This window comes from Kitasatospora sp. NPDC056181 (assembly GCF_042266225.1).
GTDB lineage: Bacteria > Actinomycetota > Actinomycetes > Streptomycetales > Streptomycetaceae > Kitasatospora.
Window position 1 is genome coordinate 99,625 of sequence record NZ_JBHJUK010000010.1, and the last position, 22,772, is coordinate 122,396.

17 protein-coding genes and 3 pseudogenes are annotated in these 22,772 nt (G+C 70.4%); 8 read left to right on the plus strand and 12 right to left on the minus strand.

Annotated elements, in window-relative coordinates; all coding sequences use genetic code 11:
* The 3 genes and pseudogenes from ACFC1F_RS07080 to ACFC1F_RS07090 form a co-directional block, all read right to left on the minus strand.
* Positions 1–635: pseudogene (locus tag ACFC1F_RS07080) on the minus strand (transposase); the annotation flags it as partial.
* A gap of 217 nt (positions 636–852) precedes the next feature.
* A complete protein-coding gene (locus tag ACFC1F_RS07085; protein ID WP_376156232.1) occupies positions 853–2,157 on the minus strand; it encodes an NtaA/DmoA family FMN-dependent monooxygenase in 1,305 nt (434 codons plus the stop codon).
* Positions 2,154–3,209 (minus strand): LLM class flavin-dependent oxidoreductase, encoded by a 1,056-nt coding sequence (locus ACFC1F_RS07090; protein WP_376156233.1) that lies wholly within the window; start codon positions 3,207–3,209, stop codon positions 2,154–2,156. The genes ACFC1F_RS07085 and ACFC1F_RS07090 overlap by 4 nt, the downstream gene beginning before the upstream one ends.
* Positions 3,210–4,516: 1,307 nt before the next feature.
* Here ACFC1F_RS07090 and ACFC1F_RS07095 point away from each other — a divergent pair.
* Both ACFC1F_RS07095 and ACFC1F_RS07100 read left to right on the plus strand, forming a co-directional pair.
* On the plus strand, positions 4,517–5,326 hold the full coding sequence (locus ACFC1F_RS07095; RefSeq protein ID WP_376156234.1) for a JmjC domain-containing protein: 810 nt from the start codon (positions 4,517–4,519) through the stop codon (positions 5,324–5,326).
* Between the two features lie 142 nt (positions 5,327–5,468).
* Positions 5,469–5,576 (plus strand): annotated as a pseudogene (locus ACFC1F_RS07100) (aminoglycoside adenylyltransferase domain-containing protein); the annotation flags it as partial.
* A 9-nt stretch (positions 5,577–5,585) separates the two neighbouring features.
* Here the strand turns inward: ACFC1F_RS07100 and ACFC1F_RS07105 are convergent.
* Positions 5,586–6,929, minus strand: coding sequence for a phenylacetate--CoA ligase family protein (locus ACFC1F_RS07105; RefSeq protein ID WP_376156236.1), 1,344 nt, complete (start codon positions 6,927–6,929; stop codon positions 5,586–5,588).
* A 676-nt stretch (positions 6,930–7,605) separates the two neighbouring features.
* Between ACFC1F_RS07105 and ACFC1F_RS07110 the strand changes: the two genes are divergently transcribed.
* Complete coding sequence (locus ACFC1F_RS07110; RefSeq protein ID WP_209410332.1) at positions 7,606–8,208, plus strand: hypothetical protein; 603 nt, start codon at positions 7,606–7,608, stop codon at positions 8,206–8,208.
* 161 nt (positions 8,209–8,369) lie between these two features.
* On the opposite strand, the gene ACFC1F_RS07115 is transcribed toward ACFC1F_RS07110, so the two are convergent.
* Complete coding sequence (locus ACFC1F_RS07115; protein WP_209410331.1) at positions 8,370–8,996, minus strand: HAD family acid phosphatase; 627 nt, start codon at positions 8,994–8,996, stop codon at positions 8,370–8,372.
* A 70-nt stretch (positions 8,997–9,066) separates the two neighbouring features.
* Positions 9,067–10,629: a hypothetical protein gene (locus ACFC1F_RS07120; RefSeq protein WP_376156238.1), complete on the minus strand. Its 1,563-nt coding sequence runs from the start codon at positions 10,627–10,629 to the stop codon at positions 9,067–9,069.
* A gap of 364 nt (positions 10,630–10,993) precedes the next feature.
* On the opposite strand from ACFC1F_RS07120, the gene ACFC1F_RS07125 reads away from it, so the two are divergent.
* Both ACFC1F_RS07125 and ACFC1F_RS07130 read left to right on the plus strand, forming a co-directional pair.
* On the plus strand, positions 10,994–11,617 hold the full coding sequence (locus tag ACFC1F_RS07125; RefSeq protein WP_376156239.1) for a TetR/AcrR family transcriptional regulator C-terminal domain-containing protein: 624 nt from the start codon (positions 10,994–10,996) through the stop codon (positions 11,615–11,617).
* 395 nt (positions 11,618–12,012) lie between these two features.
* Positions 12,013–14,823 (plus strand): SpoIIE family protein phosphatase, encoded by a 2,811-nt coding sequence (locus tag ACFC1F_RS07130; RefSeq protein WP_376156241.1) that lies wholly within the window; start codon positions 12,013–12,015, stop codon positions 14,821–14,823.
* 162 nt (positions 14,824–14,985) lie between these two features.
* On the opposite strand, the pseudogene ACFC1F_RS07135 reads toward ACFC1F_RS07130, so the two are convergent.
* Positions 14,986–15,084: pseudogene (locus ACFC1F_RS07135) on the minus strand (pirin family protein); the annotation flags it as partial.
* Between the two features lie 90 nt (positions 15,085–15,174).
* The gene (locus ACFC1F_RS07140; RefSeq protein ID WP_376156243.1) at positions 15,175–15,540 is read right to left on the minus strand and encodes a hypothetical protein; all 366 of its coding nucleotides are present in this window, start codon (positions 15,538–15,540) and stop codon (positions 15,175–15,177) included.
* A gap of 20 nt (positions 15,541–15,560) precedes the next feature.
* Here ACFC1F_RS07140 and ACFC1F_RS07145 point away from each other — a divergent pair, with 20 nt between their 5' ends.
* Positions 15,561–16,097 carry a GNAT family N-acetyltransferase gene (locus ACFC1F_RS07145; protein WP_376156245.1) on the plus strand — a complete coding sequence of 179 codons (537 nt, stop codon included), beginning with the start codon at positions 15,561–15,563 and terminating at the stop codon, positions 16,095–16,097.
* Between the two features lie 532 nt (positions 16,098–16,629).
* Here ACFC1F_RS07145 and ACFC1F_RS07150 read toward each other — a convergent pair.
* On the minus strand, positions 16,630–17,529 hold the full coding sequence (locus ACFC1F_RS07150; RefSeq protein ID WP_376156247.1) for a phosphotransferase family protein: 900 nt from the start codon (positions 17,527–17,529) through the stop codon (positions 16,630–16,632).
* A 32-nt stretch (positions 17,530–17,561) separates the two neighbouring features.
* Positions 17,562–18,962, minus strand: a complete 1,401-nt coding sequence (locus ACFC1F_RS07155) for a hypothetical protein (protein ID WP_376156249.1) — start codon at positions 18,960–18,962, stop codon at positions 17,562–17,564.
* A 266-nt stretch (positions 18,963–19,228) separates the two neighbouring features.
* On the opposite strand from ACFC1F_RS07155, the gene ACFC1F_RS07160 reads away from it, so the two are divergent.
* Positions 19,229–19,879: an ATP-binding protein gene (locus ACFC1F_RS07160; RefSeq protein ID WP_376156250.1), complete on the plus strand. Its 651-nt coding sequence runs from the start codon at positions 19,229–19,231 to the stop codon at positions 19,877–19,879.
* Positions 19,880–19,964: 85 nt separating this feature from the next.
* Here ACFC1F_RS07160 and ACFC1F_RS07165 read toward each other — a convergent pair whose 3' ends face one another.
* Positions 19,965–21,113, minus strand: a complete 1,149-nt coding sequence (locus ACFC1F_RS07165; protein ID WP_376156252.1) for a helix-turn-helix domain-containing protein — start codon at positions 21,111–21,113, stop codon at positions 19,965–19,967.
* Positions 21,114–21,116: 3 nt separating this feature from the next.
* Positions 21,117–21,539, minus strand: coding sequence for an NUDIX domain-containing protein (locus ACFC1F_RS07170; RefSeq protein ID WP_376156254.1), 423 nt, complete (start codon positions 21,537–21,539; stop codon positions 21,117–21,119).
* Between the two features lie 177 nt (positions 21,540–21,716).
* Between ACFC1F_RS07170 and ACFC1F_RS07175 the strand changes: the two genes are divergently transcribed.
* The gene (locus ACFC1F_RS07175; RefSeq protein WP_376156256.1) at positions 21,717–22,532 is read left to right on the plus strand and encodes a TauD/TfdA family dioxygenase; all 816 of its coding nucleotides are present in this window, start codon (positions 21,717–21,719) and stop codon (positions 22,530–22,532) included.
* The last annotated feature ends 240 nt before the right edge of the window (positions 22,533–22,772 follow it).

The following is a 22,772-nucleotide window of genomic DNA, read 5'->3' on the forward strand; positions in this document are numbered from 1 at the left end:
CGGGGGGGGGCCCCGGCCCACCCCGCTTCCGTCGGCGACGGCACTGCGCGGACCACCCCGCACCGCTGAGATCCTCCCCGCCGTTCCGGGCGAAGTCCCAGGGCGGACCGTCCTCGGCGGTCGGCTGTGCAGGCCTTTGTGGTGCAGGAACGCGCGCAGGCCGGCATCGCGCCCGTAGCCGGAGTCGGCCACCACCCACGCGAACAACGTCCCGTCCACCAGGGTCCGTTCGCGCACATGGGTCGCGAGCTGTGGTTTCGTCGCGAACGCGACTTCGTCCGGCACCCCGGCCTCGCGGCAGCGCGCCCGGTCCCCGGTCCAGGCGGCGGGCAGATACAGTCGGCGGTCGATGAATGTGTGCCCGCCCGGCGCCGCGTAGGTCAGCATCACCATGACCTGACAGTTCCTCACGGAGCCGGTCACCCCGCAGTGCTGCGGAGCGACCCGACGGACTTGGTCCCCTTCTTCTGCACCTGGGTGTCGTCCAGCACCAGCGACGCGGTCTGATCGCCCAGATGCTCGGCCACGTACGCCCGCAGATCGTCCAGCAGCGCGTCCGCGGACCACGAGGCCGCATTGAGGAACTTCTGGATCCGCGAGGCGTGACATGGCCCGCCCGTGAGGGCATCGTCCACGCGTTCTTGCGGCGCAGGTCCGACAACAGGCCCTACTCGTACGGGCCAGGGAGGTCGCGACGAGCCCGATCGACGTGGTTTGCGGTGCGACGTTGGCTGGCGTGGCCACCGGATTCAGCCTGCTTCGGCAGGCCGACTGCCGGGCTGACGCGGAGTCCGCCCGGAACGTGAGGGGTTCGCCCAACGTGACGAAGGCCAACGATCCCCGCTCGGCCGGTCAGCCTGTACGACGGTTGCCGGGTGTCGGCAGGTCGAGGTGGTCGCGCAGGGTTTCGCCCGTGTAGGCGGTGCGGTAACTGCCCCGTTCCTGCAGCTCGGGGACTACGCGGTCAACGAAGTCGTCCAGGCCCCCGGGGGCGTACGCGGGTACCAGGATGAATCCGTCCGCGCCGCCCGAACGGACGTAGTCGGTCATCTGTTGCGCCACGCGGGCCGGGGTGCCGATGAACGGCTTTCCACCGGTCAGTTTCATCACCAGCTCCCGGATGCCGAGGCCGTGTTCGGCAGCGTAGGCCCGCCACTTCCGTGCCCGCGTCGACCTGACCTCGGCCGCCGCGATACCGGACCACTGGGACGGGTCCGGTGTGCGCTCCGGGGCGATGTCGGGAAGTGGCCCGTCAGGATCGTAGGAGGACAGCGCACGCCCCCAGGTGCGTTCCAGGTACCAGATCGCCAACTGCGGGCTGACGGTCTGCTCCTGGGCAGCACGTGCGTTCTCCTGAGCTTCCTCGTCGGTGTCGCCGAGAGCGAACGAGACCCCGGGCATGATCTTCACCTGACGGGAGTCACGGCCCTGCCGGGCTGTACGACTGCGGATGTCGGCGGCGAAGGTGTGACCTGCTCTGCCGAGGTGCCGGCTGTAGACCACATCCGCGTACGAGGCAGCGAACTCTCGGCCCTGCTCGGAGTCGCCGGCCTGAAGGGTGGGTGGGCACCCCTGGGGTCCGGCCGGGACGGTGAAGTGCCCGCTGATGCGGAACTGCGGACTGTCGTGATGGAACCGGGTGGGACCGTCCGTTTCCCAGCTGCGCCACATGGTCCGGGCCGCGCGGACGAACTCGGCCGCCCGCTGGTAGCGGTCGGCATGCGGGAGGTAGCCGCCGCGGCGGAAGTTCTCGCCGGTCCAGGCGTTGGACGTGGTGACGACGTTCCACCCGCACCGGCCGTTGGAGAAGTGGTCCAGCGACGCCAGTCTTCGTGCGACGTCGAAGGGTTCGTTGAAGGTCGCGTTGACGGTCGGGACCAGCCCGATTCGCTCGGTGACGGCACTCAGGGCTGACAGTGTGGTGACCTGGTCGAATTCTCCGGCGGTGCCCACTTCGGAGATGGCGCCACGGTGTTCGGTCAGCCGAGGGTAATCGGCAAGGAGGAAGAAGTCGAACAGACCGCGCTCCGCCGTTTGAGCCAGGCCGGTGAAGGTGGCGAAGTCGCTGTGGTCACCGGCCCGCGGGTCACGCCAACCGGCCGATTGATTGGAGGGGAACAGAGCCGCCAGGTGCATCGCCTTGCCGGTATTGCTCATCGTGACGGCGTTGCCTTTCGGAGCGGGAACACACTGGACGCCCGGGCCGGCAGGCCGAGTCGCTCGCGCAGCGACCCCCCTGGTGTGCCAGACCGGGCCGGGTGACGCCGGCGCAGAAGTGGGACGACCTCATCGACGAAGTGCTCGACGGCACCGGGGAGCGCGGCGAGCCGCACATGGAAGCCGTCGACGACCCCGCACGCGTACACGGCATCGAGTCGAGCGGCGAGTTCGGCGGCGCTTCCGGCGACCCGGAGAGGCTGCGCCGCGCCCTGCTGCTCAGGTGGCCGGCCCGGGCCGTGGTCGTCGAGGAAGATCTCGACCTCACCAAGGATCCGGACACCGGTTCCCACGCGTGCCCGTACCTGCTGCGCCTTGCGGACCTCGGTGAACACCAGATCGGCGCTGTGGGCGGAGACCTGCGAGGAGTCAGGGTCGGGACCGGAGGCGAGCACGGGGTGGCCCTGCGGTGGCCGCGGCACGACTGCCGGGCCCTTGATGCGGAAATGCTGCCCCACGTGGTCGATGTGACGGATTCTGGCGTGGTCCAGGAAACGACCGCTCGCGGTGTCGCGGATGACCGCATCGTCCTGCCAGCTGTCCCACAGTGCGGTGACGACTTCCGTGAACTCTGCTGCCTCCGAGCGGAGTCGGCTGATCTCCGGCAGAGGCTCGGGGCCGAAGTGCGCGGCTTCGGCCGCCGAGGTCGCCACCCGCGGGCGCCATCCCGCTCGGCCGTGGCTGATGTGATCGAGAGTGGCCAGCGCGCGGGCAACCTGAAAGGGCTCGGCATAGGTGGTCGTCACTGTCGCCACCAACCCGATCGTGTGAGTCGCCGGTGCGATGGCAGCCAGCGCGGTGACCGCGTCCGGCTGCCCGTCCGGCGCCGCGGTCAGGGCCAGGGAGTCGTCAAGCGTGACGAAGTCCAGCCCTCCCCGCTCGGCTGCAAGGGCAAGTCGCCGGTAATGTCCGGCGTCCATCGGGTCGGGACGCGCCGGCCGCCACGCGTCGGGATGCCGCCCGACACTGCCGATCGCCACACCGAGCAACATCCGGGTTCCTTTCCAATGCTGTGCACATGGGGCCGGGCAGTCCCGCCTCGGGGGCGCCCTCAGGCCCGCAGCCTAGGCCGGAAGGCCACCGGCGATTCGCCCCGGCAGCCGAACGGCACGGCCCCCGGCCACTGCGGCCGGGACGCTTGCACGGATGTGTGTCACGGAGGTGCCGCGGCCTGCTTGACGAACAGGTGCCGTTGTCGACCGGTCTCGATCTGCCAGCAACGGTCCGTCAGTCCCACTGTGACGGGATGGACCGCGACAACTCCACTCAGGCCGAGCCGGCGCAGCACCACGTCCGGCAGCGACACGGAGGCCGCCGCCTGGATCCGGGACGACTCTGCGTGCCGCACAGTGCCCGTCATGCCGCAGTGCCGGCAGGCTGCGGGCCGCACGGTCGTGCATCGCCTGCTCCAGTGCTCGTCGGGTCAGGCCGGAAACGGCCCCGGGGCGGCCATTCTCCGGGGCGCGCGGATAGGACGTCCAGGACAGCAGTGTGGCCCGAAAACAACTGCGGCACGAATCGGTGGAACGGTTCGGCTTAACTGTGCACGTGCCTGAGGAAGTATCGGCGAATCCTTGTGCGCATTGTTTCGTGAGCCTTAGGTTCGAATCGTCTCGCCGAGAGACGGAATGTTCCGCAAGAGGCTGCCGGGAATTCCCCGATCCCCTTTCCTTCGGAACACACCTGGCACCCCCTTGGGAGGAATCATGAGCGACACCCAGAACATCACCCCGGAGACCGCGTGGGACGAGTTCAGCACCGAGGTCGACGACGAGGACCTGGAGGCCATCTCGGGTGGCGAGCTGGTCATCTGACGTTTGCTCCCCCGGTCGGGTGGCGGCGCCTGTCGCCGGCGCCCGACCGGTCGTCCATCCGGTGGGCTCCGTGTCGAACCTGCCCGGCGGTCCGGCAGCCGACTTCCAACGGGTGCGCGAGTCCCGACCGGCGGCACCGGCACCTGGCGCGGCTTCCGCCGGTCGACCGGTCATCGTCGAAGTCGAGCGCCACTACGGCCCCTGCCTGGACGTGACCGCCCAGCCCGGCACGCCCGTCCGGGAGTGCCGGTCCACCACGATCCACTCTCCACCGTACGAACCGCGGCCGACGCGCTGGGCACGGGGACGCACCGGCGGCGGAACACCTCCTGGCACCCGTCAGCCTCGGCCCCACTACAGAAGGCCACTCCCCGATGGAAACTCTCCGGTCCCTGGTGGGCGACCCTGCTCCGTTCCTGGCGACGGTGTGGCGTCGCCGTGCCTGTCTGCTGCGCCCGCCGACACCTCTCGCCCCACCGGTCACCTTGGCAGACATCGACGCCGCACTGGCCTCGGGCCTGCTGCGCCGCCCCTACCTCGAACTCGTCTCCCGCGGACAGGCACTGGACCAGGGCGACTACACCACCGCCCGCAGCGTCAGGGGTCACGACTTCGGCGGCTACGCCGACTCTGCCAAGGTTCTGCGACAGCTCGATGTCGGCGCCACCTTGCTGATGCGCAACATCGAGCACTGGCACTCCGGAGCAGCCGCACTCGCTGACCGCCTCGGCGCCGAACTGGACCGACGCGTCGAGGCCTTCCTCTTCGTCACCCCGCCCGGCCAGCAGGGGTTGAGCCCCCACCGGGACGATGCGGACGTCTTCGTGCTGCAACTGAACGGCAGCAAACGGTGGCAGGTTCACGCGGTCCCCGACGACGGGCACTGGCAGGCCCGCCAAGAGCCGAACCCAGGCCCCGTACGGCTGGAGACCACGGCACACGCCGGTGAGGTCCTCTACATCCCCCGCGGCGCACCGCACTCGGCCGTCGGTCACACCGGCGGCCTGTCCTTCCACCTGTCACTGACCGTCCGGCAGCCCGGCACCGCCGACCTGCGCACGGCCCTCACCCGCCGCCTCGACGACGGGCTCGAACTGCCTCCCCTCCCCGTGGACCCGGTCGAGCTGCGCCGGACCGCGGCCGAGCTGCTCCACCACTACCGGGAGCGGCTGGCCGGGCTCACCCCGGAAGAGTTGTGCGCCGCCGTGGAAACCGTCCCGGAGCCGAGGACCGGTACAGCATCACCCGAGCCTGCCCGTGCACTGACGGGCCTGGCGGAAACTCTCCGGAACTGACACCGCGACGAGAATCCGTCCGGCACGGCCACCGGCAACAGGACGTTCCGGACCATGGCACCGAAGAAGGCCGCGGTCCGGTCGTCCGGCACATCAGCGGGAGACTCCCGGAAATTCCGGAACACCCACCCCGGCCACCCGCATCTGGACCACACTCGCCGCAGGTCAGATCAGGTCGAGGAACGCTGCCGCCGACCGCGCCCTTGCCCGGCTCCCAGCCGAGCACCGTCCCGCCCTGCAGGGTTGTCGCCCTGCGCTGTCACAGGTATGCCGAGCGCTCAGTGGTGTCCGGCAGCTCCAGGTGCTGAACCACGGGGTTGCGCTTGCCGCTCGCGGTGAACTGGAACTCGTGGTGCGGCTGGTGGCACAGGCGAAAGCCCTGCAGGGCACCGAAGTGCGCTTCGAGGCTGGTGTTGATGTCCCGTACGCGGGCTGCGGCGACTTCCGCCGGGCCGGCGGTCACAAGGTCGAGCGTGCCTGGTTCGTTCTGGACGACCTGGAAGTCCGGCAGGCCTGCGGCGGCCAGCGCAGCCAGCAGCGCATAGGGCGAGTATGCCAATCCGTCGAGACCGACCAGGCTGGTGCGGGCCCGGCCCAGCAGACCGTCGGTCACGGTGCCGGGCAGGCCGCACCCGCAGTCGATCGGCTGGGGGGCGAGGTCGCCCGTCACGTAGCGGATGACCGGCATCGGGGTGGACAGCAGAGCGGTCAGGACGATTGCGCCGACCTCGCCATCACCGGCCGGACCGATCTCGGGCAGGACGAAATCGTCCTGGAAGTGCATCCGCTGCCGACTGCATTCGAAGGCCGCGTAGCCGGTTTCCGACGTCGCGTACAGCATGGTGACCGGGCAGCCGAACGCCTCCTCGACCAGACGGCGGCCGCTGTCGGGCATGTGCTCGTGGGAGGCTACGACACCGTGCGGACGCAGGACGATGCCGCGGTCCAGGCAGTATCGGGCCAGGGTGATCACGCGGCTGGAAGAACCGGCGATCTGGTCGATCGGGATGCGTCCGATCACAGCCTCGTAATCCGCGACAATGTCGGGCGCATGGGGGTCGTATCCACGCAGGTTGCACTTGAGGTATGGACGGGGCAGCATCACCGGTTGGAAGAGTGGAGTGCCGGGGAAGAGCAGTCCCAGGTTGAGGGCGATGCCACCGTCCGGCAGACCGAGCAAGGCGCTCAACCGCTCACGGATCACGTTGTTCGACAGTCCGCCGGCCTCGGCGGTTGACAGCAGGGTGACGGGCTGTCCCGTGCTGCCGCTGGTCTGAGCGAGGTAGAACGCGCCAGGTGCCATCCGGCCGGTCGCATCGCGGCTGATGAAGTCGACGAAGTGCTCGCGCAGATCGTTCTTGCGGGTCAGGGGGAAGTCACTCAGGCTCAGCTGCTCGCAGTCGCGAACGGCGCGGTAGTACGGGACTTGTTTCGAAGCGGTGGCCAGCAGATGGTCGAGGCGCTCGCGCCCCCGGCCGGGATCGTACGGGGCCAGGCTCTCGATCTCCTGGCGCTTCTCCCGGAACCATGCGGACGAGGCCTTGCGCGTGATGCGCTCGCGCAGCCGATGGAAGTCGCGTGCCAGATCGCTCGGCAGGTTCAACCCGCGGCCCTCCTTTGTACAGCCGGCCGGGCACCGGCGACATTGCGCCGGCATCTGCCCGGGGAATGGACGTCAGATGTACTCGAGACCATCAGAGATGGTCCCCGGTTCCTCGTCGCCGGCCTCGCTGCCGAAGTCTCCGACGCGGTCTTCGATGTGGTCTTCCGGATTTCGCCCGTGATTCCTCACGAGGGGGATGCCGGATGAATTCCGGCGGAAACCCCTCGGGAGGTTGCCGGCGGGCCCTGCCGGAATATGCCCCTCTCGGATGAGACGATTCGAACCTAGGGCTCCCGGCACAAGGGACACAAGGATTCTCCGATGCTTGCTCAGGAGCGTGTACGGCCAGGTCCGGACCGTTTCACGGATTCGTGCCGCAGTCGCTGAAACACCGCGCCCTCGCCCTGGGACGTCCCTTCCTCACCCTCCGCAGAACGGGCCACCCTGGGCAGCTTCCGGCCATCGCAGGCCTCCTGCTGCAAATTGGCATCTCCATCGGGCAACTCAGGACGACACGATCGAGCAGGGTGTCATCAGGTGATGTCAACGCCGCCGCGCGCACGGCTTGATCTGCCGGCACCCGTGCCTTCTTGTGCAGTTCGCGGCTAGATTTGCGCCGATCAGGATCCCGTCAGACACTCGCAAGGAGGCATTGTTGAGAGCTGGACTTGCCGCCGTGAATATTCGTCCGACCTCACTGATTCCGCCGTCGAGTCCTGATCCGGCCATCAGGGCCGAGTTGGTCGGCGAGTCGGTTCCCTTTGCGAATGAGGGGCCGACCAACGGCGGCGGCGTTGTTCTTCCCGGGCAGACCGATGACAGTTCCAAGTGGGTGACGAGAGCGCAGATGCGGAAAGCCGTGGACCGCGGCGGTCCCACCGCAGTGTGGTACTACAGCGGTACCTACAAGGGGAAGTCGGTCGAGGAGGCGGCGAAGGCCACTGCCGAGAAGTACGGTGGGCATACGATGATGATGCTGATCGAAGATCTCAACCTGTGCACCCCGTACTACTCGGACTACTCCGGAAAGGCTGCGGCCTTCTGGCGAAACGCTTCGCTGGGATTTTCTGAAGGCGCGCGGGGCGAGGTGCGGATTATTTTCGGCGACGCCGTCCGGAAAGGAAACACCTGGCAGCGGGTGGAATGCCCGACGCTCATGGCGAACCCGCGCGTCGATGCCGTCCTGTGGGCTCAACCCGGCACCGTGTTCCGACAACTCCTGAGCCGGGGACAGAGCGACCCGCGCTTCCAACTGCCCGCCGAGGTCACCGTGCACTGACTCCCCGGGCCACGCGGCGGCGGGCCCGCGGGCTCGTGACGTCCGCACCGGCGCGGATCGAGGACGACACCGTCCGCCGTGGGAACCGCCCGGGGAAACCGCCCGGGGGCCGGCCGGTCGGCCGGTCCCCGGGCGGGGGGAGTGCGCCTCGGCGGGGTGGGTCAGGAGAGCAGGCCGTTGTAGTCCGGCAGCTTGAAGGTGCGCTCGGCGTGGCCGCCGTTGAGGTCCGTCCAGTTGTTGCCGACGCTGGCGATGATCGTGTAGCCCTCGTTCTCGATCTCCGCCCGCTCGTCCGTCTTGTACTGCTGCACCGGCTTGAAGAGGTCGCCCAGGTCGCGTCCGTGCAGCTCGTCCACGGTGTAGCCGGCCTTCTCCAGGCTGTACCGGGTGACCGGCTCGATGAAGTCCACGCGCGCGGTGACGAAGATGACCGCGACCCCGCGCGCGTGGGCGTACTGCGCCAGCTCCACCACCGGCGGGATGCCCGGCATCGTGAACGGGTGGAAGTGCGTGGCGAGGGTGGAGTTGTCGATGTCGAAGACGATCGCGGGCCGCTCGTCCGTCGGCTCGGCCGTGCGCTGCTCGACGTAGGCGCGGGCGGGCGCGATCGCGGCGGCGACGTCGGCCAGCCACTGCTGCTCGGTCACCGTGCTGCCGCTGCTCGCCGCGGGAGCGGCCGGGGCGGCGACGGCGGGGGTGGTCGGAGCGGCGACGGCCGGGGTGGCGAGACCGGCGGTGATCGCGGCCGTGAGGGCCGCGGTGGCGACGAGCTTTGCCTTGATGCTCATGTCTGGAACTCGGCTTTCAACGTGATGGACGGATGGTCGGTCAGGTGGTCGGTGTGGCACTCGGGGTCGGTCAGGTGGTCGGTGTGGCACTCGGGGTCGGGCTGCGGTACGAGCCGGCCACGATGGGCCATTCCTGGTGGTAGAGCTTGAACGGCACGTCCTTCTCGAACAGCGGGGTGCCGAGGACGGCGATCCTCGCCAGCACGGCCCCGTCGACGTCGAGCCCGCCGTAGAGGCCGACGCTGCCGTCGATGCCCGGCTTGACGCCGCCGCTGTCGAGCGCGACCGTGGCGGTGCCCTGCACCTGGGCCCGCAGGTACGGCCTGACGGTCGCCTTCACGCCCAGCGCGTCGTACAGGGCGACCGAGCCCTCGGCGACCAGGGCGCTGCGCACGTCGGCGGAGCCGGTGAAGGTGGCCTTGACCGGGGTGACGGTGGTGCTGATCGGGTCGGTGGCGCTGTGCCAGCCGGCCGCCTCGATGTAGTCGGCGTGGATGGCCCAGGTGCCGTCGACGGTCTGGGCGACGTCGACGCCGACGGTGCCGTCGGCGGTGACCTCGGCGTAGACCGTGAGGTTGAGGGTGATCACGACCGGGAGCGCGCCGACCATCACGGTGGGGGTGGCGGTGAGGGTGGCGACCGGGATCCTGACCGGACCGGTGGAGCCGGCGAGTCCGGATGTGAGGTGCCAGTCGGCGTGGGCGCCCAGGTCGAAGCCGACCTTGGCCTGCTCGGGGGCGAGGATGCCGTGGGTGCCCTGGTAGGAGAAGACGACGCTCGGGTCGAGTTCGAGCGATCCCGTCAGTGCGGCCTCGGAGCCTCCCGGCAGTGGGACGGTGTCGTTCGCATCGAGCCTCAGCGTGGCCGAGGCCGAGCCGCTGCCCCCGTCGGGCTTGGGGACGTAGGAGACCTTGAGGTCCTTGACCCTGGGGGTGACGTGGATCTTGTGCGGATCCAGCGCGGCCTTGATGTCGGCCCAGGTCTGCCCGAGCAGCTCGGCGATGGTGGCCGGACGGGTGTCGACCTGCACCTTCCCGGCGCCGGCGGGCTTGACGGCCGTGATGGCCAGCAGCGCACCCTGCGGCGCGGCGGCCGACGGCGGGCTGTCGATCAGCCGGCCGGTCTGCACGGCGGCGGTGGTCGCTGCGGCGGCGGACGGGCTCGGGACGCCCTTGCCGTCGTCGGCGACGACGGCGAGCACGGCCTTGCCGGTCTGCCGGTCGTACGAGGTCAGCTTGAGGTCCGCCGCCCCGGCCGCGACGGTCGGCGTCCCGGACGGGGCCGGGGTGGCCGCCGTCGGAGCCCCGGAGGCGACCGGGGCGACCGACGGCGCGACCGGGGAAGTGACGGCGGACGGTGCACGATCGGCGGCCGCGGAGGTGGTGGCCGACGGCGCGACCGCGGAGGTGGTGGCCGACGGCGCGCGGTCGGCGGCCGGGGTCACCAGGGTCACCGAGGGGTTGCCGCCGGGAGCCGGGAGCACCGGCGGGTTCCCGTCGGGCGGTACGGGCACGACCTGGGCGACGGTGCCGAGGTCGGCGGGCTGGGCTGTCGGGCCGGTCGGGTCGCAGGCGCTCAGCGAGAGCACCACGGAGACGACGAGCGCCGGCAGCGCGAGGGTGCGCACGGACATGCGGAGGGTCACCTTCGGCGTAAGGCTGGCAGGGAAGCCGCCCGACATGCGATCAACAGGATGTCAAGGGCATGCCAGGCGGCGGCGCGGCAAGACCCCCCTCAGGAGGAACCCGAGGGGGTCCGGGAGGCTACCGGTCCATCGAGGGGGCCACTCGGGCTGCGGCCGAAGTCCGCCGTCGGCCGGTGCCGCGAAGGCGAGTTGCCGTCGAAGCCTTGGCTCGGCGCCACAGGGGAGACGCCAGGAGCCACCCGTCGGCACCCCTAAAACTAGAACCAGTAGTTTTGCCTGGCGAGAACGTACACTAGCCCACGACGAGGACCAATACCGGGGGGTAACCACCAGCGGACGAGAGGACCAACAGATGGGCAGGCCGTCACGGCCCCTGCTGACCCGGGACGGAATCATGCGGGCCGCCCTCGCCCTGGTCGACGAGGAGGGCGCCGCCGCACTCTCGACCACCCGCATCGCCGCCCGGCTGGGCGTCAAGGGCCCGTCGCTCTACAACTACGTCTCCAGTCGCGACGAGATCATCGACGGCATCGGCGACCTCATCGTCGCCGAGATGGAGCTCGATCCGGCCATCCGGCCGTGGACCGCCGCCCTGGACGCCTGGGCCCGCTCCTACCGCGCCGCCCTCGCCCGCCACCCGAACATGGTGCCGCTGCTCGCCTCCCGGCCGACCCGCTCCGCCGCCGCCCTACAGGCCTACGCCTGCGCGTTCGCCATGCTGCGGGCGGCCGGCTGGCCCGAGGAGCACGTGCTCCCGGTCGTCCAGTCCGTCGAGTACCTGCTGATCGGCTCCGCACTCCACCTCAACAGGCCGCACAACGAGGCCTGGACGGACGAGGCGCTCCCGCCCGGCCTCGAGCCGCTGCGCGACGCCCCGACCGACTTCCGCGAGCAGGCCTTCGAGACCGGCCTCGCCGCACTGATCCGCAGCTACCAGGAGACCCTGAACGACCTCCGGGCCCCGCACAACGGCTGACACACCGACGGCGTCGCGGCCGACACGACAGTCCGGTTGAAGGCCAGGCCCGTGCTCCGGGCACATATCCGGGGGTCGCGAGCGTGCCCGGAGCACCGGCAGCGGTGCCGGCGCCGTGACGGGAGCGCGGCGCCCTGGACCGCGGCGCCCTGGACAGGACCCGTCGTACGGCGCTGTCGACGTGCGACCGCTACCGGCTCGTCCCGACCGGAAGCAACGCCGGCGGTGCCGGGCAGCAGCGCCGGCGGCACCGGAAGCAACGTCGGCAGCGCCGGCAGCGCCGAGCCGGGCGCGAGCTGATCACCGCGGGCTCGCCGGAGGCGAGCCGACCGATCGGGCGGATCTTCGGACATGCACGTCAGCGGGCCGGGTGGCAGCGTGGGAGGGAGACTCGGATGTGCGGGGATCGCCCCGACGCAGCGAGAGGCCAGCCAGTGCAGCGAAAGGCCAGCGAGGCCCTTGGCGGCGAGGAGACGGGCGAAGCGGCGAAGCGCCGGTCGCCATGGCGTCGGCTGCCCTCCCGGCTGCGGGTGCGCAGCGTCGCCGGGCAGGTGTTCCTGTGGATGCTGATCGTCGTGGTGCTGCTGATCGGCGCCGCGCTGACGGCGCTCATCCTCCAGGCGCGCACCAACAGTACGAACGGGGCCGAGCAGCGCACCCGTGCCGCGGCGGTCACCTTGGCACAGGTCCCGATGGTGGTGACCGCTCTGGACGGCGCCGACCCCTCGGCGACGCTGCAGCCGCTGGCCGAGAACGTCAGGAAGATCGGCGGCTTCGACTACGTCGTGATCTTCAGCCGCGAGGGAACCGCCTACACCGCGCCCAACCCCGAGGAGATCGGGACGCACGTCGTCGGCGCGTACGGGGCGGCGTTCAAGGGTCCGTTCACCAGCAGCTTCGGCACCCCCGTCGGAAAGGTCGTGGACACCACCGCGCCGGCCACCAGGCCGGACGGTTCGGTCGCCGGGCTGGTGTCGGTGGGCTACACCGTCGCGCACACCGGCGCCGATGTGAGCCGGCAGCTGCCCGTCCTGCTCGGCGGCGCGGCGGCCGCGCTCGCCGCGGGCACGGCCGGGGCGCTGCTGGTGCGGCGGCGGTTGCGCCGCCAGACGCAGGGCCTGGGCCCGTCCGAGATGACGCGGATGTACGAGCACCACGACGCGGTGCTGCACGCGGTCCGCGAGGGCGTGCTGATCGTGGGCGCGGACACCCGGGTACTGCTGGCGAACGACGAGGCCCGGCGTCTGCTGGAGCTACCGCCCGAGGTGGAGGGACGACCCGTCGCCGAGCTCGGCCTGAACCCCGGCCTGGCCGAACTGCTGGCGTCCGGGAGGGCCTCGACCGACGAGGTGCACCTGGCCAACGACCGGCTGCTCGCCGTCAACAACCGTCCCACCGCACCGTTCGGCGGAGGGCCCGGCAGCGTCGCAACCATCCGGGACACCACCGAGCTGCGTGCGCTGGCCGGGCAGGCCGAGGCGGCGCGGGCCCGACTGCAGCTGCTCTACGACGCCGGACTGCGGGTCGGCACCACCCTGGACATCGTGCGGACCGCACAGGAGCTGGCCGACGTGGCGGTTCCCCGCTTCGCGGACTTCGCCACGGTCGAGCTGGCCGACCCGGTGCTGCGCGGTGACGAGCCGCCGCCGGGCACGGGCACGGCGGGTGGCCTGGAGATCCGCCGTACGGCCGTCAGCGGCATCAGGGACGACTGGCCGCTCTACCCCGTCGGGTCGCTGATCAGCTTCGTCCCCGCCACCCCGGAGGGCGCCGCCCTGGAGAGCGGGCACGCCGCACTCGCCGCCGACCTGCACCGGGCGCCGGCCTGGCGGGCGCGCGACCCGGAGAACACCGACCGGATGCTCGCCTACGGGATCCACTCGCTGATCTCCACACCACTGCAGGCGCGCGGCCTGATCCTCGGCGAGGTCAACTTCTGGCGCACCGGGGAGTCCGAACCGTTCGGGGAGGAGGACGTCTCCTTCGCCGAGGAACTGGTCACCCGCGCGGCGATCACCGTCGACAACGCCCGCCGTTACACCCGCGAGCACCGCATGGCCGAGACGCTGCAGCGCAGCCTGCTGCCCCACGGCCTGCCCCAACAGGGCGCCCTGGACGTCGCCTACCGCTACCTGCCGGCGCAGCAGGGAGCCGGCGGGGACTGGTTCGACGTCATCCCGTTGCCCGGCTTCCGCGTGGCACTCGTCGTCGGCGACGTCGTCGGCCACGGCCTGCACGCCGCGGCCACCATGGGCCGACTGCGCACAGCCGTGCTCAACTTCTCCGCCCTGGACCTGCCCCCGGACGAACTGATCGCCCGCCTCGACGACCTGGTCGTCCGGCTCGACCAGGGCGAGGCGGCCGCGGGAGAAGGCGACGACGAGGGCGAGCAGTCGGCTGTCACGGGCGCCACCTGCCTGTACGCGGTCTACGAGCCGGTCTCCGGACACTGCACCATGGCACGGGCCGGCCACCCACCGCCCGCACTGGTCCACACCGACGGCGCCGTGGAACTCGTCGACCTTCCCGCCGGCCCGCCCCTCGGCGTGGGCGGCCTGCCCTTCGAGACCACCGAACTCCAGCTGGCACCCGGCACCGCACTGGTCCTCTACACCAACGGGCTGCTCGAAACCCGCGACCGCGACCTGGACGCCGGGCTCTCCGCACTGCACGCCGCCCTGACCGGCACCCGAGCCGGCGGATCCCCCGAGGAGACCTGCAGGGCGGTGTTCGACGCACTGGTCCCGCCACGCCCGAGCGACGACATCGCGCTCCTCATCGCCAGCACCCGCCTGTTCGAGCCCGACCAGGTCGCCACCTGGGACGTGCCCGACGACTTCGCCGCCGTCTCCCGCATCCGCACCGAATGCGCCGACCAGCTGACCGCGTGGGGCCTGGAGGAACTGACCTTCACCAGCGAGCTGATCCTCAGCGAACTGATCACCAACGCCATCCGCTACGGCACCCAGCCGATCCGCGTCCGCCTGCTGCGCGACACCAGCCTGGTCTGCGAGGTCTCCGACGGCAGCAGCACGGCCCCGCACCTGCGCTACGCCGCCAGTACGGACGAGGGCGGACGGGGCCTGTTCCTGGTGGCGCAGATGGCCGAGCGCTGGGGAACCAGGTACACGGCCCGGGGCAAGGTCATCTGGTCCGAACAACCACTGATCACACCGGCGCACCAGTTCGAGGCGATGCTGCTGTAGCCCGGCCCGCGCGCACCCCGCCCCCACCCGGCCGCCAGCCGCCGCCCGACGGTGCCGGTCCGACCGCACACGCCGTCTCCGCCCGTCGGTCCGCAGAGGCCTCCGACCCACTCCGCGGGAGGAATGGCACACGCATGTGGCGCCAGATCGCATCTCACCAGGTCAGCGCACCCGCCCCCTGGGCTTCAGCGGGAGCGCGGGGAGCTCCGGGGCCCGCAGGCGGGCGCCGTCGTAGCCGTGCACGTCACCGAAGCGGGAGGTCTGCCGGCCGGTAGACCGTCCGGCTGCTTGTCGAGGGTGGGCGTCGTCGGCGACCGGACGGGGCAGGCCGGCCGCCCCCGTCAACGGGTTTCAGAGCCGACCGACGGTCCGGGCGGGCAGGGGCGGTGCGCCGCCCGCGCACGCCCTTGCCATCGTTCGCCCGGCCGTCGTGTTCGAGGCCCAGCGGGTCTCCGGTTCGTAGACCACAGCGGTCCAGGTCGTGATCATTCCGGCGGCACGGCATCGACCCAGAACCTCCTCCACGGCCGCCGAACCGGTGACCTCATCCGCCGTGCCGGCCAGCGCCTCGAACCCGCTGTCACCACCGCCATGGGCATCCCCGCCGAACTCGCCGCGCACCCCCGGGTCGCCGGCGTGCTCGACCGCTTCGGCGCGGCCCTGAAGGATGTGGCGCCGAGCAGTCCCCATGCGCAACTGTGGAACCAGTACACCCACGACACCCGAAGGACACCCGCGTGACGGAGCCGGACCTGCGCCGCTTGCCCGCACTGACGCCCCTCGCACGCCAGACGCTCATCGACCTCTACTCGGATGTCCGAGCGCCGCTGCTCCACCTGCCCAACTACGCTGTCCCCACGTTCGCCGAACGCCTCGACCGCCACGGCAGTGAGCCCGGATTCGAAGCCGTCCTCGGGTACGACCAGGGCGAGCCGATCGGCTATGCCTACGGCAACACCATCGAATCCGGAGACCGCTGGTGGACCCGAATGGCTGAACCAATGACTTCCAAGCTCACCGCAGACCCGGTGTTCGCGCTCAAGGAGCTGGGCGTCCGCTCGCCATGGCGCGGTACTGGCGCCGCTCACCGCATCCATGAGGAACTCGCCGGCAACCGCCCCGAGAAGTGCATCACTCTCATGGTCAACCCCGCAGCCGGGGACGGCAAAGTGCTCGCGCTGTACGAGGCTTGGGGTTACAAGGCCTTCAACAAGGTCCAGCCGAACCCTGATGCGCCGCCACTCGTGGCCATGATCCGAACTTGCATCATCTGAAGAACGGTCGGCACCTTACCCGGATCGCAATCCTGCATCCGCAGCCGGCCGATAGGCGCGGACCGCATCTCGGCCTCGTCCGGGACGTGCAGTGGGGTGCCGTACCGGCCATGTCGGGCAACCTTTCCGCACCGCCTGCCCCAGACCATCCAGAACCAGGTCCTCGCCGAGGAAGTACCCGCAACCGCCGGCCCCGGCGTCATCCGCGACAACACCGCGCTCGCCGCCTCCCTCGCGGAACTCCGGCAACTCGGCTTCGGCGTCGGCCGCCAGGAGTGCATGGCCGGATGGGACTCCGTGGCCGCACCGATCTGTGGCGGAACTCGATCACGGGCGCCGTCCTCATGCTCAAGCCGAGCAGCGAGATGCCCGCGGACCTGCGACCGCTGATCTACCACACGCTCAAAACAGCCGAGGGCATCAGCCGGCCCACCGCGACGCCCCTCTCTGGCGTCGTACAGGCACCGCACCCACGGCCGACGCTGCCGCCCCACGATCACCTCGCGGGGCGGCAGTGCGGAATCGCAGGGCGTCACAGGATGTGCCAGCGCAGCCCGTCATCGCCCTCACGCAGCCCGGAGACACGTCGGACAACCTCCACCAGAGTTTCCGAACCCGCCTCAGCGCGCTTCGCGTTCGTCGTAATCATCCTCAACTCGCGCAGGTCCCGGAGAACTTGGTACCCCTGCCACTCGACGACATCAAAGCCGTAGGACCGGGCGAAGGCCTCGTAGTGCGCCTTGCCGTACCCGAACCGGCGACAGTGGATCTCGATCGTCACCAGGTCGATCTCCGGCTCCCCGTAGCTGGCCGTGTCCCAGTCGCAGAGCACGGCCGCCGAGCCGTCGTACAGCGCGTTCCGGTGCTGCGGGTCGCCTTGGAGCAACGCCGGCGGCAGGGCGAAGCGGACCTCCGCGAGGGACTTCTCCAACCTGTCGAGGCGGGCGGACAGGTACTGCAGATCCTCGTCGGGGAGCGCCGTGATAGCGGTCAGCGAGCGACGGATCGCACCGACGGTGTCGAGGGACCGGAGCAGGAACGGCGGGGCCGGAAGCTGATGGAGCATCCTCAACGGAGCGGCGAGATGTTGTGCTGCGACCGGATGATCGGGCTGAGGTACGTACTTCCAGAACGTGACGGCGTGCCCGTCGACGAGGACCGGCTGCTCCAGCGGCAGGAGGGGGACGGTCGGGAAATCCATACCGACCAGCCACTCGACCAGTTCGACGGTCCGGCGCACCTCGGCGACGTTCGAACCGCGTCGCGCGATCTTGACCACCACCGGGCTGGAGGCCAGTAGGAAGACCGCGTTGGTATGTCCGCGCAGGACGGTGGCGCCTGACGCATCCAGGCCAGCCGCCCGGCATGCGGCTTCGAGGACACGGTTCACTTCGGACTCACTGAAGCCGCCGATCCGGCTCGGTGCACTCATACCCGTAAGGCTGGCGGACGACCGCCCCGCTGTCACATCGCTCCCGACGGGAGCGTCAGAATCTCGCCCAGCTCGCGGACCACGCGCACCGAACGCAGCCGGGTCGGAAGTACGTCGATCACCGCCCGCGCGCGGGAGCCCAGGATCTCCGTACGGTGGGCCTCAGGCACCTGAAGGTAGGTACGGCCGGCCAGCTGGCAGGCTTCCGCGAGGCTACGTTCCTTGATCAGGCAGACGGCCTGTTCAAGGTGCAGGAGAGCCGGGTCGATCCCCGTACGGTCCGGATACAGGGCGAGTGCCTGCTGCTGCGCGGCACGTGCCCTGCCGGTCTCACCGAGATAGGTGTAGGTGCCGCTCAGATAGAGGAACAGCCGGCGCTCGGGGAAGGCCCAGGCATCCTCGGGGTCGCCGTGGTCGCAGCGTTCGAACATCTCCTGGGCCTGGTTGATCGCCGTATGGGCCTCCGCTGTCCGCCCCAGCCGCGCGAGCGCTCTCGCCTCGGCCGCTGCCGCGAAGGCGCCCGTGGCCGTCGGGCGTCCGCGGTTGAGCAGCCGGGCCTGGCGTGCCAGTTCGGAGGCCTTCTCCAGCGGACCGTAGTAGTACGGCAGCATCGCCGCCTGAACGCGGACTCGGGCCCTGAGCCGAGCGCTGCCGCTGTCGTCGGCCGCCACCCGGGCCGTCCCGTACCAGCGTTCGGAGTCGTCCAGCCTTCCCAGCTTCATCAGCGCGTCCGCTACCAGGGTCGACACGACAGCCGTCATCTCGGACAGCCGCACCTGAACACTCGCCGGCTGGCGTTCCACCGCATGCAGCCGGATTTCCTCCAGGTCCGCAAGCAGCCGTCCGAGCATGACCGCCGGCGGCGTGAACACGTAGTCACGGCGCAGACTCATCACCCGCTCGTCCAGGAGCTCCAGCTGAGTCGCGCTCACCGTCGTCAGTGCGAGAGTCCGCTCGACCGCCCTACGAGCGGAATCCACCAGGGAGGTCAGCGGATCGCTCTGCCCTTGGCGCGAGCCGGCCGATGTCGAAGCACGCACGGGTGTCCGAGCATGTCCTGCGCGCACCGGAAGTTGCCGAACCCCGGCCGGTTCGCCGCCGGCGCGGTAGTCGCCCGAGAGGCCGAGAGCGGTGGCGTCGGTCCGGTACAAGCGGCAGAGCAGGTCGATCGTCCCTGCGCGGGGCTGCCGGTCCGTCTCCCAGTGCCCGAGCTGGTCCGCGTCGAGCTTCGGACGGACGATGTCGTCCTCGTCGCACAGCTTGATCAGAACATCCACGGCATCCTTCAACGTCCAGCCATGAGCGAGCCGGTAGGCCCGCAGGCGGCTGACCCCGCAACACGACATGACCGCATCGACGGTCCGTTGGATGTCCCGGTCCTCCACCACACCCTCGGCGCGAAGGCGCTCGACGCAGGCCAGTCCGTGGGCCATCCCCCATCACCCCCTACCCCCTCGGCTGTCGACTTCGCTTCTCAGCGTAGCGATCCCACATACGGAGCGTGCCGGAACCAGTAACCGGTTACTGCTCTGGCCTGCTTGGCGGCTCCACGACAGTAACTTCCGCCTTCGCCCTCAACTTCCTCCTGTTGCGGCCGGTTGGCGTGATCGCGAGCCTTACGGAACCCGCGATCGACCACCAGGCCCGCGGACTTCCCCGGTACGACCCCCTGCGACCTGCACGGCCCGGAGGACCACTCATGACCGTTGAAATCTTCTCCGCACCCGCAAGGGCATCCGAGATCTCCAGAGTTCGCCGTCACGTTCCCGTCGCGCTGGCGAGGCTGGGCATCACGTTGCCTCCGGACGAGACCGACACGGTTGTCCTGCTCGTGTCCGAGCTCGCAACGAACGCTGTTGTCCACGGCAGCCACCGTGACGATTCGACGGCCACGCTCAACGTCGAGTTCCGGTTCGTACGTTCACTCCGCCGCCTCCGCGTCCTGGTGCTCGATACCGGTCGCGGTCGGCCGTGCGAAAGGAAGGCCGGGCCCGATGCCGAGGACGGCCGCGGACTGTTTCTCGTGGCACAGCTGGCCACCGACCACGGTACGGAGCTCGGGGCCAACGGCAGCACGATCGTCTGGTTCGAGGTCCCTGTAGCCGATGAGCCGGTCGCCACACCACCTGGCCAACGGTGGCCGCCGGCCGGCTCGCGTGGCGGGGCTGACAAACGCGCCCCCGATCGGAGCAGGAGTCGCGATCCGCTCGGAACAGCTCTCACCGCGTGCTGGGCAGCAGGCCACGTGATCGTCCTGGGCCTCCTCGGCCAGCTCATTCACCACCAGGTCGAGGACGCGCCGACGTTCCGGGCGAGCGCCCCGCTGGCCGGCCTCGACGGCCACTCGTAACTCCCTTGCTGAACATCGCTGTTCCCACCGCACAGCCACGCAGACCGTTCGAGGAGGTACGCCAATGAACCCTCTACCCCCACCGTCACGCAGCTATTGCCGCACGCAGTCGCATGAGAGCCTCCTCGGCCTCTTCCCGAACCTCCGGCAAGCCCCGGCTCGCCCGCACGACACGCTGGAGCTGGTGCGGCAGGCGGTGAATCGCCGCTCCCTTGACGGCCGCCGTCATCTGCTCGCGGGCAGCACTGCGGTCACCTTGACGGGCCAGGACCTGACCGGCGGTGATCGCGGAGATGATCTGCCATTGTGCACTGGTCCGCAGACCCGGATTCGGCACGCGGTCCAGCAGGGCTGCGGCCTCGCTGATGCGCCCTGTACCGGCCAGGCCTCGCAGGTGGACCTCGTGGTGGGTGAACTCGGAGAACAGCGGCGTTGCCGAAGCGGCGTCGAGCAAGCCTCGTCCCTCGGCCACCGCCGAGTCGAACGCCGCGGTGCGCCCAGCACTGCCTGCGGCCCGGGCCAGCAGGATGACGGCTTCGGCCCGCTCCTCGGGAGTGTTGGCGAGGTCTCGGGCCAGTGCCAGCCGGTCCAGGGCGGAGCCCAGCATGCGGGCCTTGCGCAGCTCGTTTCCGTGGTGACGCAAGGCGTAGGCGTGCAGGCTTCGGTCGCCCAGTCGGCGAGCGATCGCAGTGCCCTTGCCGGTCCAGCGCGCGGCCGTGGCGAGACGTTCCTCGGGCAGGACGTGGCCGAGGGCGACACCGAGGCCGACACGGGCGCGGGCGAGCAGGCGCAGCACGTCAGTCTCGGTGTGGCCGTCGGCGGCTCTGGCTTCGAGGCGGGCGACGAGGGGCCACAGTTCGTCGACGGCGGCGGCTGCTTGGCCGGCTTGCCGGGCGATCTCGGCCAGGCGCAGGACGCTGTCGGCGAACTGGATCACGGCGTGATGGTCTCCATCGGCGTCGTCGGTGATGCCGAAGATGTGGGGTGGCAACTGGAGACGTTCGGCGATGTGCCGCAGGGCGCCAATGTCGGTGATGCTCCTGCTGCCGGTCTCCACTCGGGAGATGTACGAGGTGGAGTAGCCCAGCAGGCTACCGAGTTCCTCCTGTGGCAGGTGGTGCAACTCGCGGTAGAAGGTAAGGATCTGGGGCAGGCTGCGGCGGCTCAGAATGGCCTGCGCCCTGGGGGTGGTCCAGTGCCAGCGGATGCCGCTGTGCGGGTCCGGGCGGGCCATGGGTCAGCTCCGATCGAGCAGTTCGTACCAGCGGGCGATGGAGTCCTTGTAGCCCTGCGGCATGACCAGGCCGGGTACCTCGTCGCGGCGGAAGAGGCCTGCTTCCTTGTGCTCGTGGCTGACGACCGGGGGCCGGTGGGCGTCGGTGGCGGTGCAGCCGTAGGTGACGATGAAGACCAGGCGGCCAGGCAGCGGCTCGTACATCCACGTGTCCAGCAGCGCGCCGGCGGTGGCGTTCCAGCCGCTTTCCTCGCGGATCTCAGTCTCCACGCGGGTCTCGGGCCTCTCCTTGCCTTCGAGCTTCCCGCCGGGCAGCTCCCACTCCTGGCGCTCGTTCTTCAGCAGCAGGACCCGGCCCTGCGGGTCGAGGACCACGCCCTTGATCGAGATCGGGAACGTCGGCGGCACATAAGGCTTTTCGGTCATCTCTTCTTCCACGGCGCGCGGGCTGGCACGGGCACCTCGAACGTAGCAGCGTTCCGGCGCCTCAGACTCCCGACGGCCGGTGATCTGGCTTTGACAATCTGTCACTTCACCTGGGGAGGGTGCGGCGGGGAGAGTGTGTCGTCTCCCGTCCGCCCGGCCTCACGAGGGGGATCCACCATGCCGTCCTTTGACACCGCGGTCGCATCCGCAGGTGAAGATTTCACCGCCGCGTCCCTGAGCGGCGGGGTACGTGAGCGCGCCGGCGCGGTGCTGCGCGAGCGTGGCCTGGTGCGACTTGGCAGGCTGGGCGGGCGCGAGGATGTGCTGTACGCGGCAGAGCGCTTGATGACCGGGCTCTGGCCGCACCGCGATGCCGATCCGGACGGGCTGACCGTCATCCGCGACACCGGCCGCCACGACGGCCGGGCGGGCTTCGCCGGCCTCGGGCGCGGCGATCTTGACCTGCACACCGAGTGCGCGCAGCAGCCGCAGCCGCCCCGTCTGCTCCTGCTGGCATGCGCGCGGGCGGGCGATGCCGGCGGGGACAGCCTGCTGACGGACGGCCGGGCTGTCCTCAGCGAGTTGGCCGGGTTCCACCCCGCTGCATTGGAGGCGCTCTCGGCGCCGCGGGCCGCATTCTTCGGCGGGGCGGACGGCCACTTTGCGCCCGTGCTGGAGCAACTACCCGGCGGGCGGTGGCACTTGCGGCTGCGCCAGGACTCCCTGGCCCGTTTCTCGCCGGAGGCCGAGGCGCACCTGCCCGCCCTGCGCCGGGCCATCGAACGGCACACGACCCGACTGCGCCTGGCCGCCGGGCAGGGGGTCGTCCTTGACAACCACCGCTTTCTGCACGGCCGAACGGCTTTCCGAGGCGAACGACTGCTGTTGCGCGCGCTCGGTGATCCGCACCCCGTGGTCGGCTTGGACGCCGGATTTGCCGCACCCTGGTCCACGCCCGCTGACGCCGGAGCCTCGGGACAAGGGACGGCCTGATGGTAGGCGTGAACGCCCACGGCCGAACGCCGCCTCACCCGCTGAGTGCATCGCCGCCCGGATCCACGACCGAAGCGAAGAAGACCGTCACACCACGCCCTGCCTCGAAGCCCATTCGGTGGGCACCCCCGGACGGGGGGGGGGGGGGGGCCCCCCCCGGCGGCGGGCGGCCGGCGCGCCCCCCCCCCCACCCCCCGCCCGGGGGGGGGGGGGCGGTCGGGGGCCCCCGCCCCCGGCCCC

Bases quoted from the DNA above. Each gene is read 5' to 3' on its own strand.
- ACFC1F_RS07125 (WP_376156239.1), top strand. From the start codon at position 10,994: ATGGGCAGGCCGTCACGGCCCCTGCTGACCCGGGACGGAATCATGCGG.
- ACFC1F_RS07170 (WP_376156254.1), bottom strand. From the start codon at position 21,539: ATGACCGAAAAGCCTTATGTGCCGCCGACGTTCCCGATCTCGATCAAG.
- ACFC1F_RS07120 (WP_376156238.1), bottom strand. From the start codon at position 10,629: ATGTCCGTGCGCACCCTCGCGCTGCCGGCGCTCGTCGTCTCCGTGGTG.
- ACFC1F_RS07175 (WP_376156256.1), top strand. From the start codon at position 21,717: ATGCCGTCCTTTGACACCGCGGTCGCATCCGCAGGTGAAGATTTCACC.
- ACFC1F_RS07165 (WP_376156252.1), bottom strand. From the start codon at position 21,113: ATGGCCCGCCCGGACCCGCACAGCGGCATCCGCTGGCACTGGACCACC.
- ACFC1F_RS07115 (WP_209410331.1), bottom strand. From the start codon at position 8,996: ATGAGCATCAAGGCAAAGCTCGTCGCCACCGCGGCCCTCACGGCCGCG.
- ACFC1F_RS07150 (WP_376156247.1), bottom strand. From the start codon at position 17,529: ATGAGTGCACCGAGCCGGATCGGCGGCTTCAGTGAGTCCGAAGTGAAC.
- ACFC1F_RS07130 (WP_376156241.1), top strand. From the start codon at position 12,013: ATGTGCGGGGATCGCCCCGACGCAGCGAGAGGCCAGCCAGTGCAGCGA.
- ACFC1F_RS07160 (WP_376156250.1), top strand. From the start codon at position 19,229: ATGACCGTTGAAATCTTCTCCGCACCCGCAAGGGCATCCGAGATCTCC.
- ACFC1F_RS07155 (WP_376156249.1), bottom strand. From the start codon at position 18,962: ATGGCCCACGGACTGGCCTGCGTCGAGCGCCTTCGCGCCGAGGGTGTG.
- ACFC1F_RS07090 (WP_376156233.1), bottom strand. From the start codon at position 3,209: ATGTTGCTCGGTGTGGCGATCGGCAGTGTCGGGCGGCATCCCGACGCG.
- ACFC1F_RS07085 (WP_376156232.1), bottom strand. From the start codon at position 2,157: ATGAGCAATACCGGCAAGGCGATGCACCTGGCGGCTCTGTTCCCCTCC.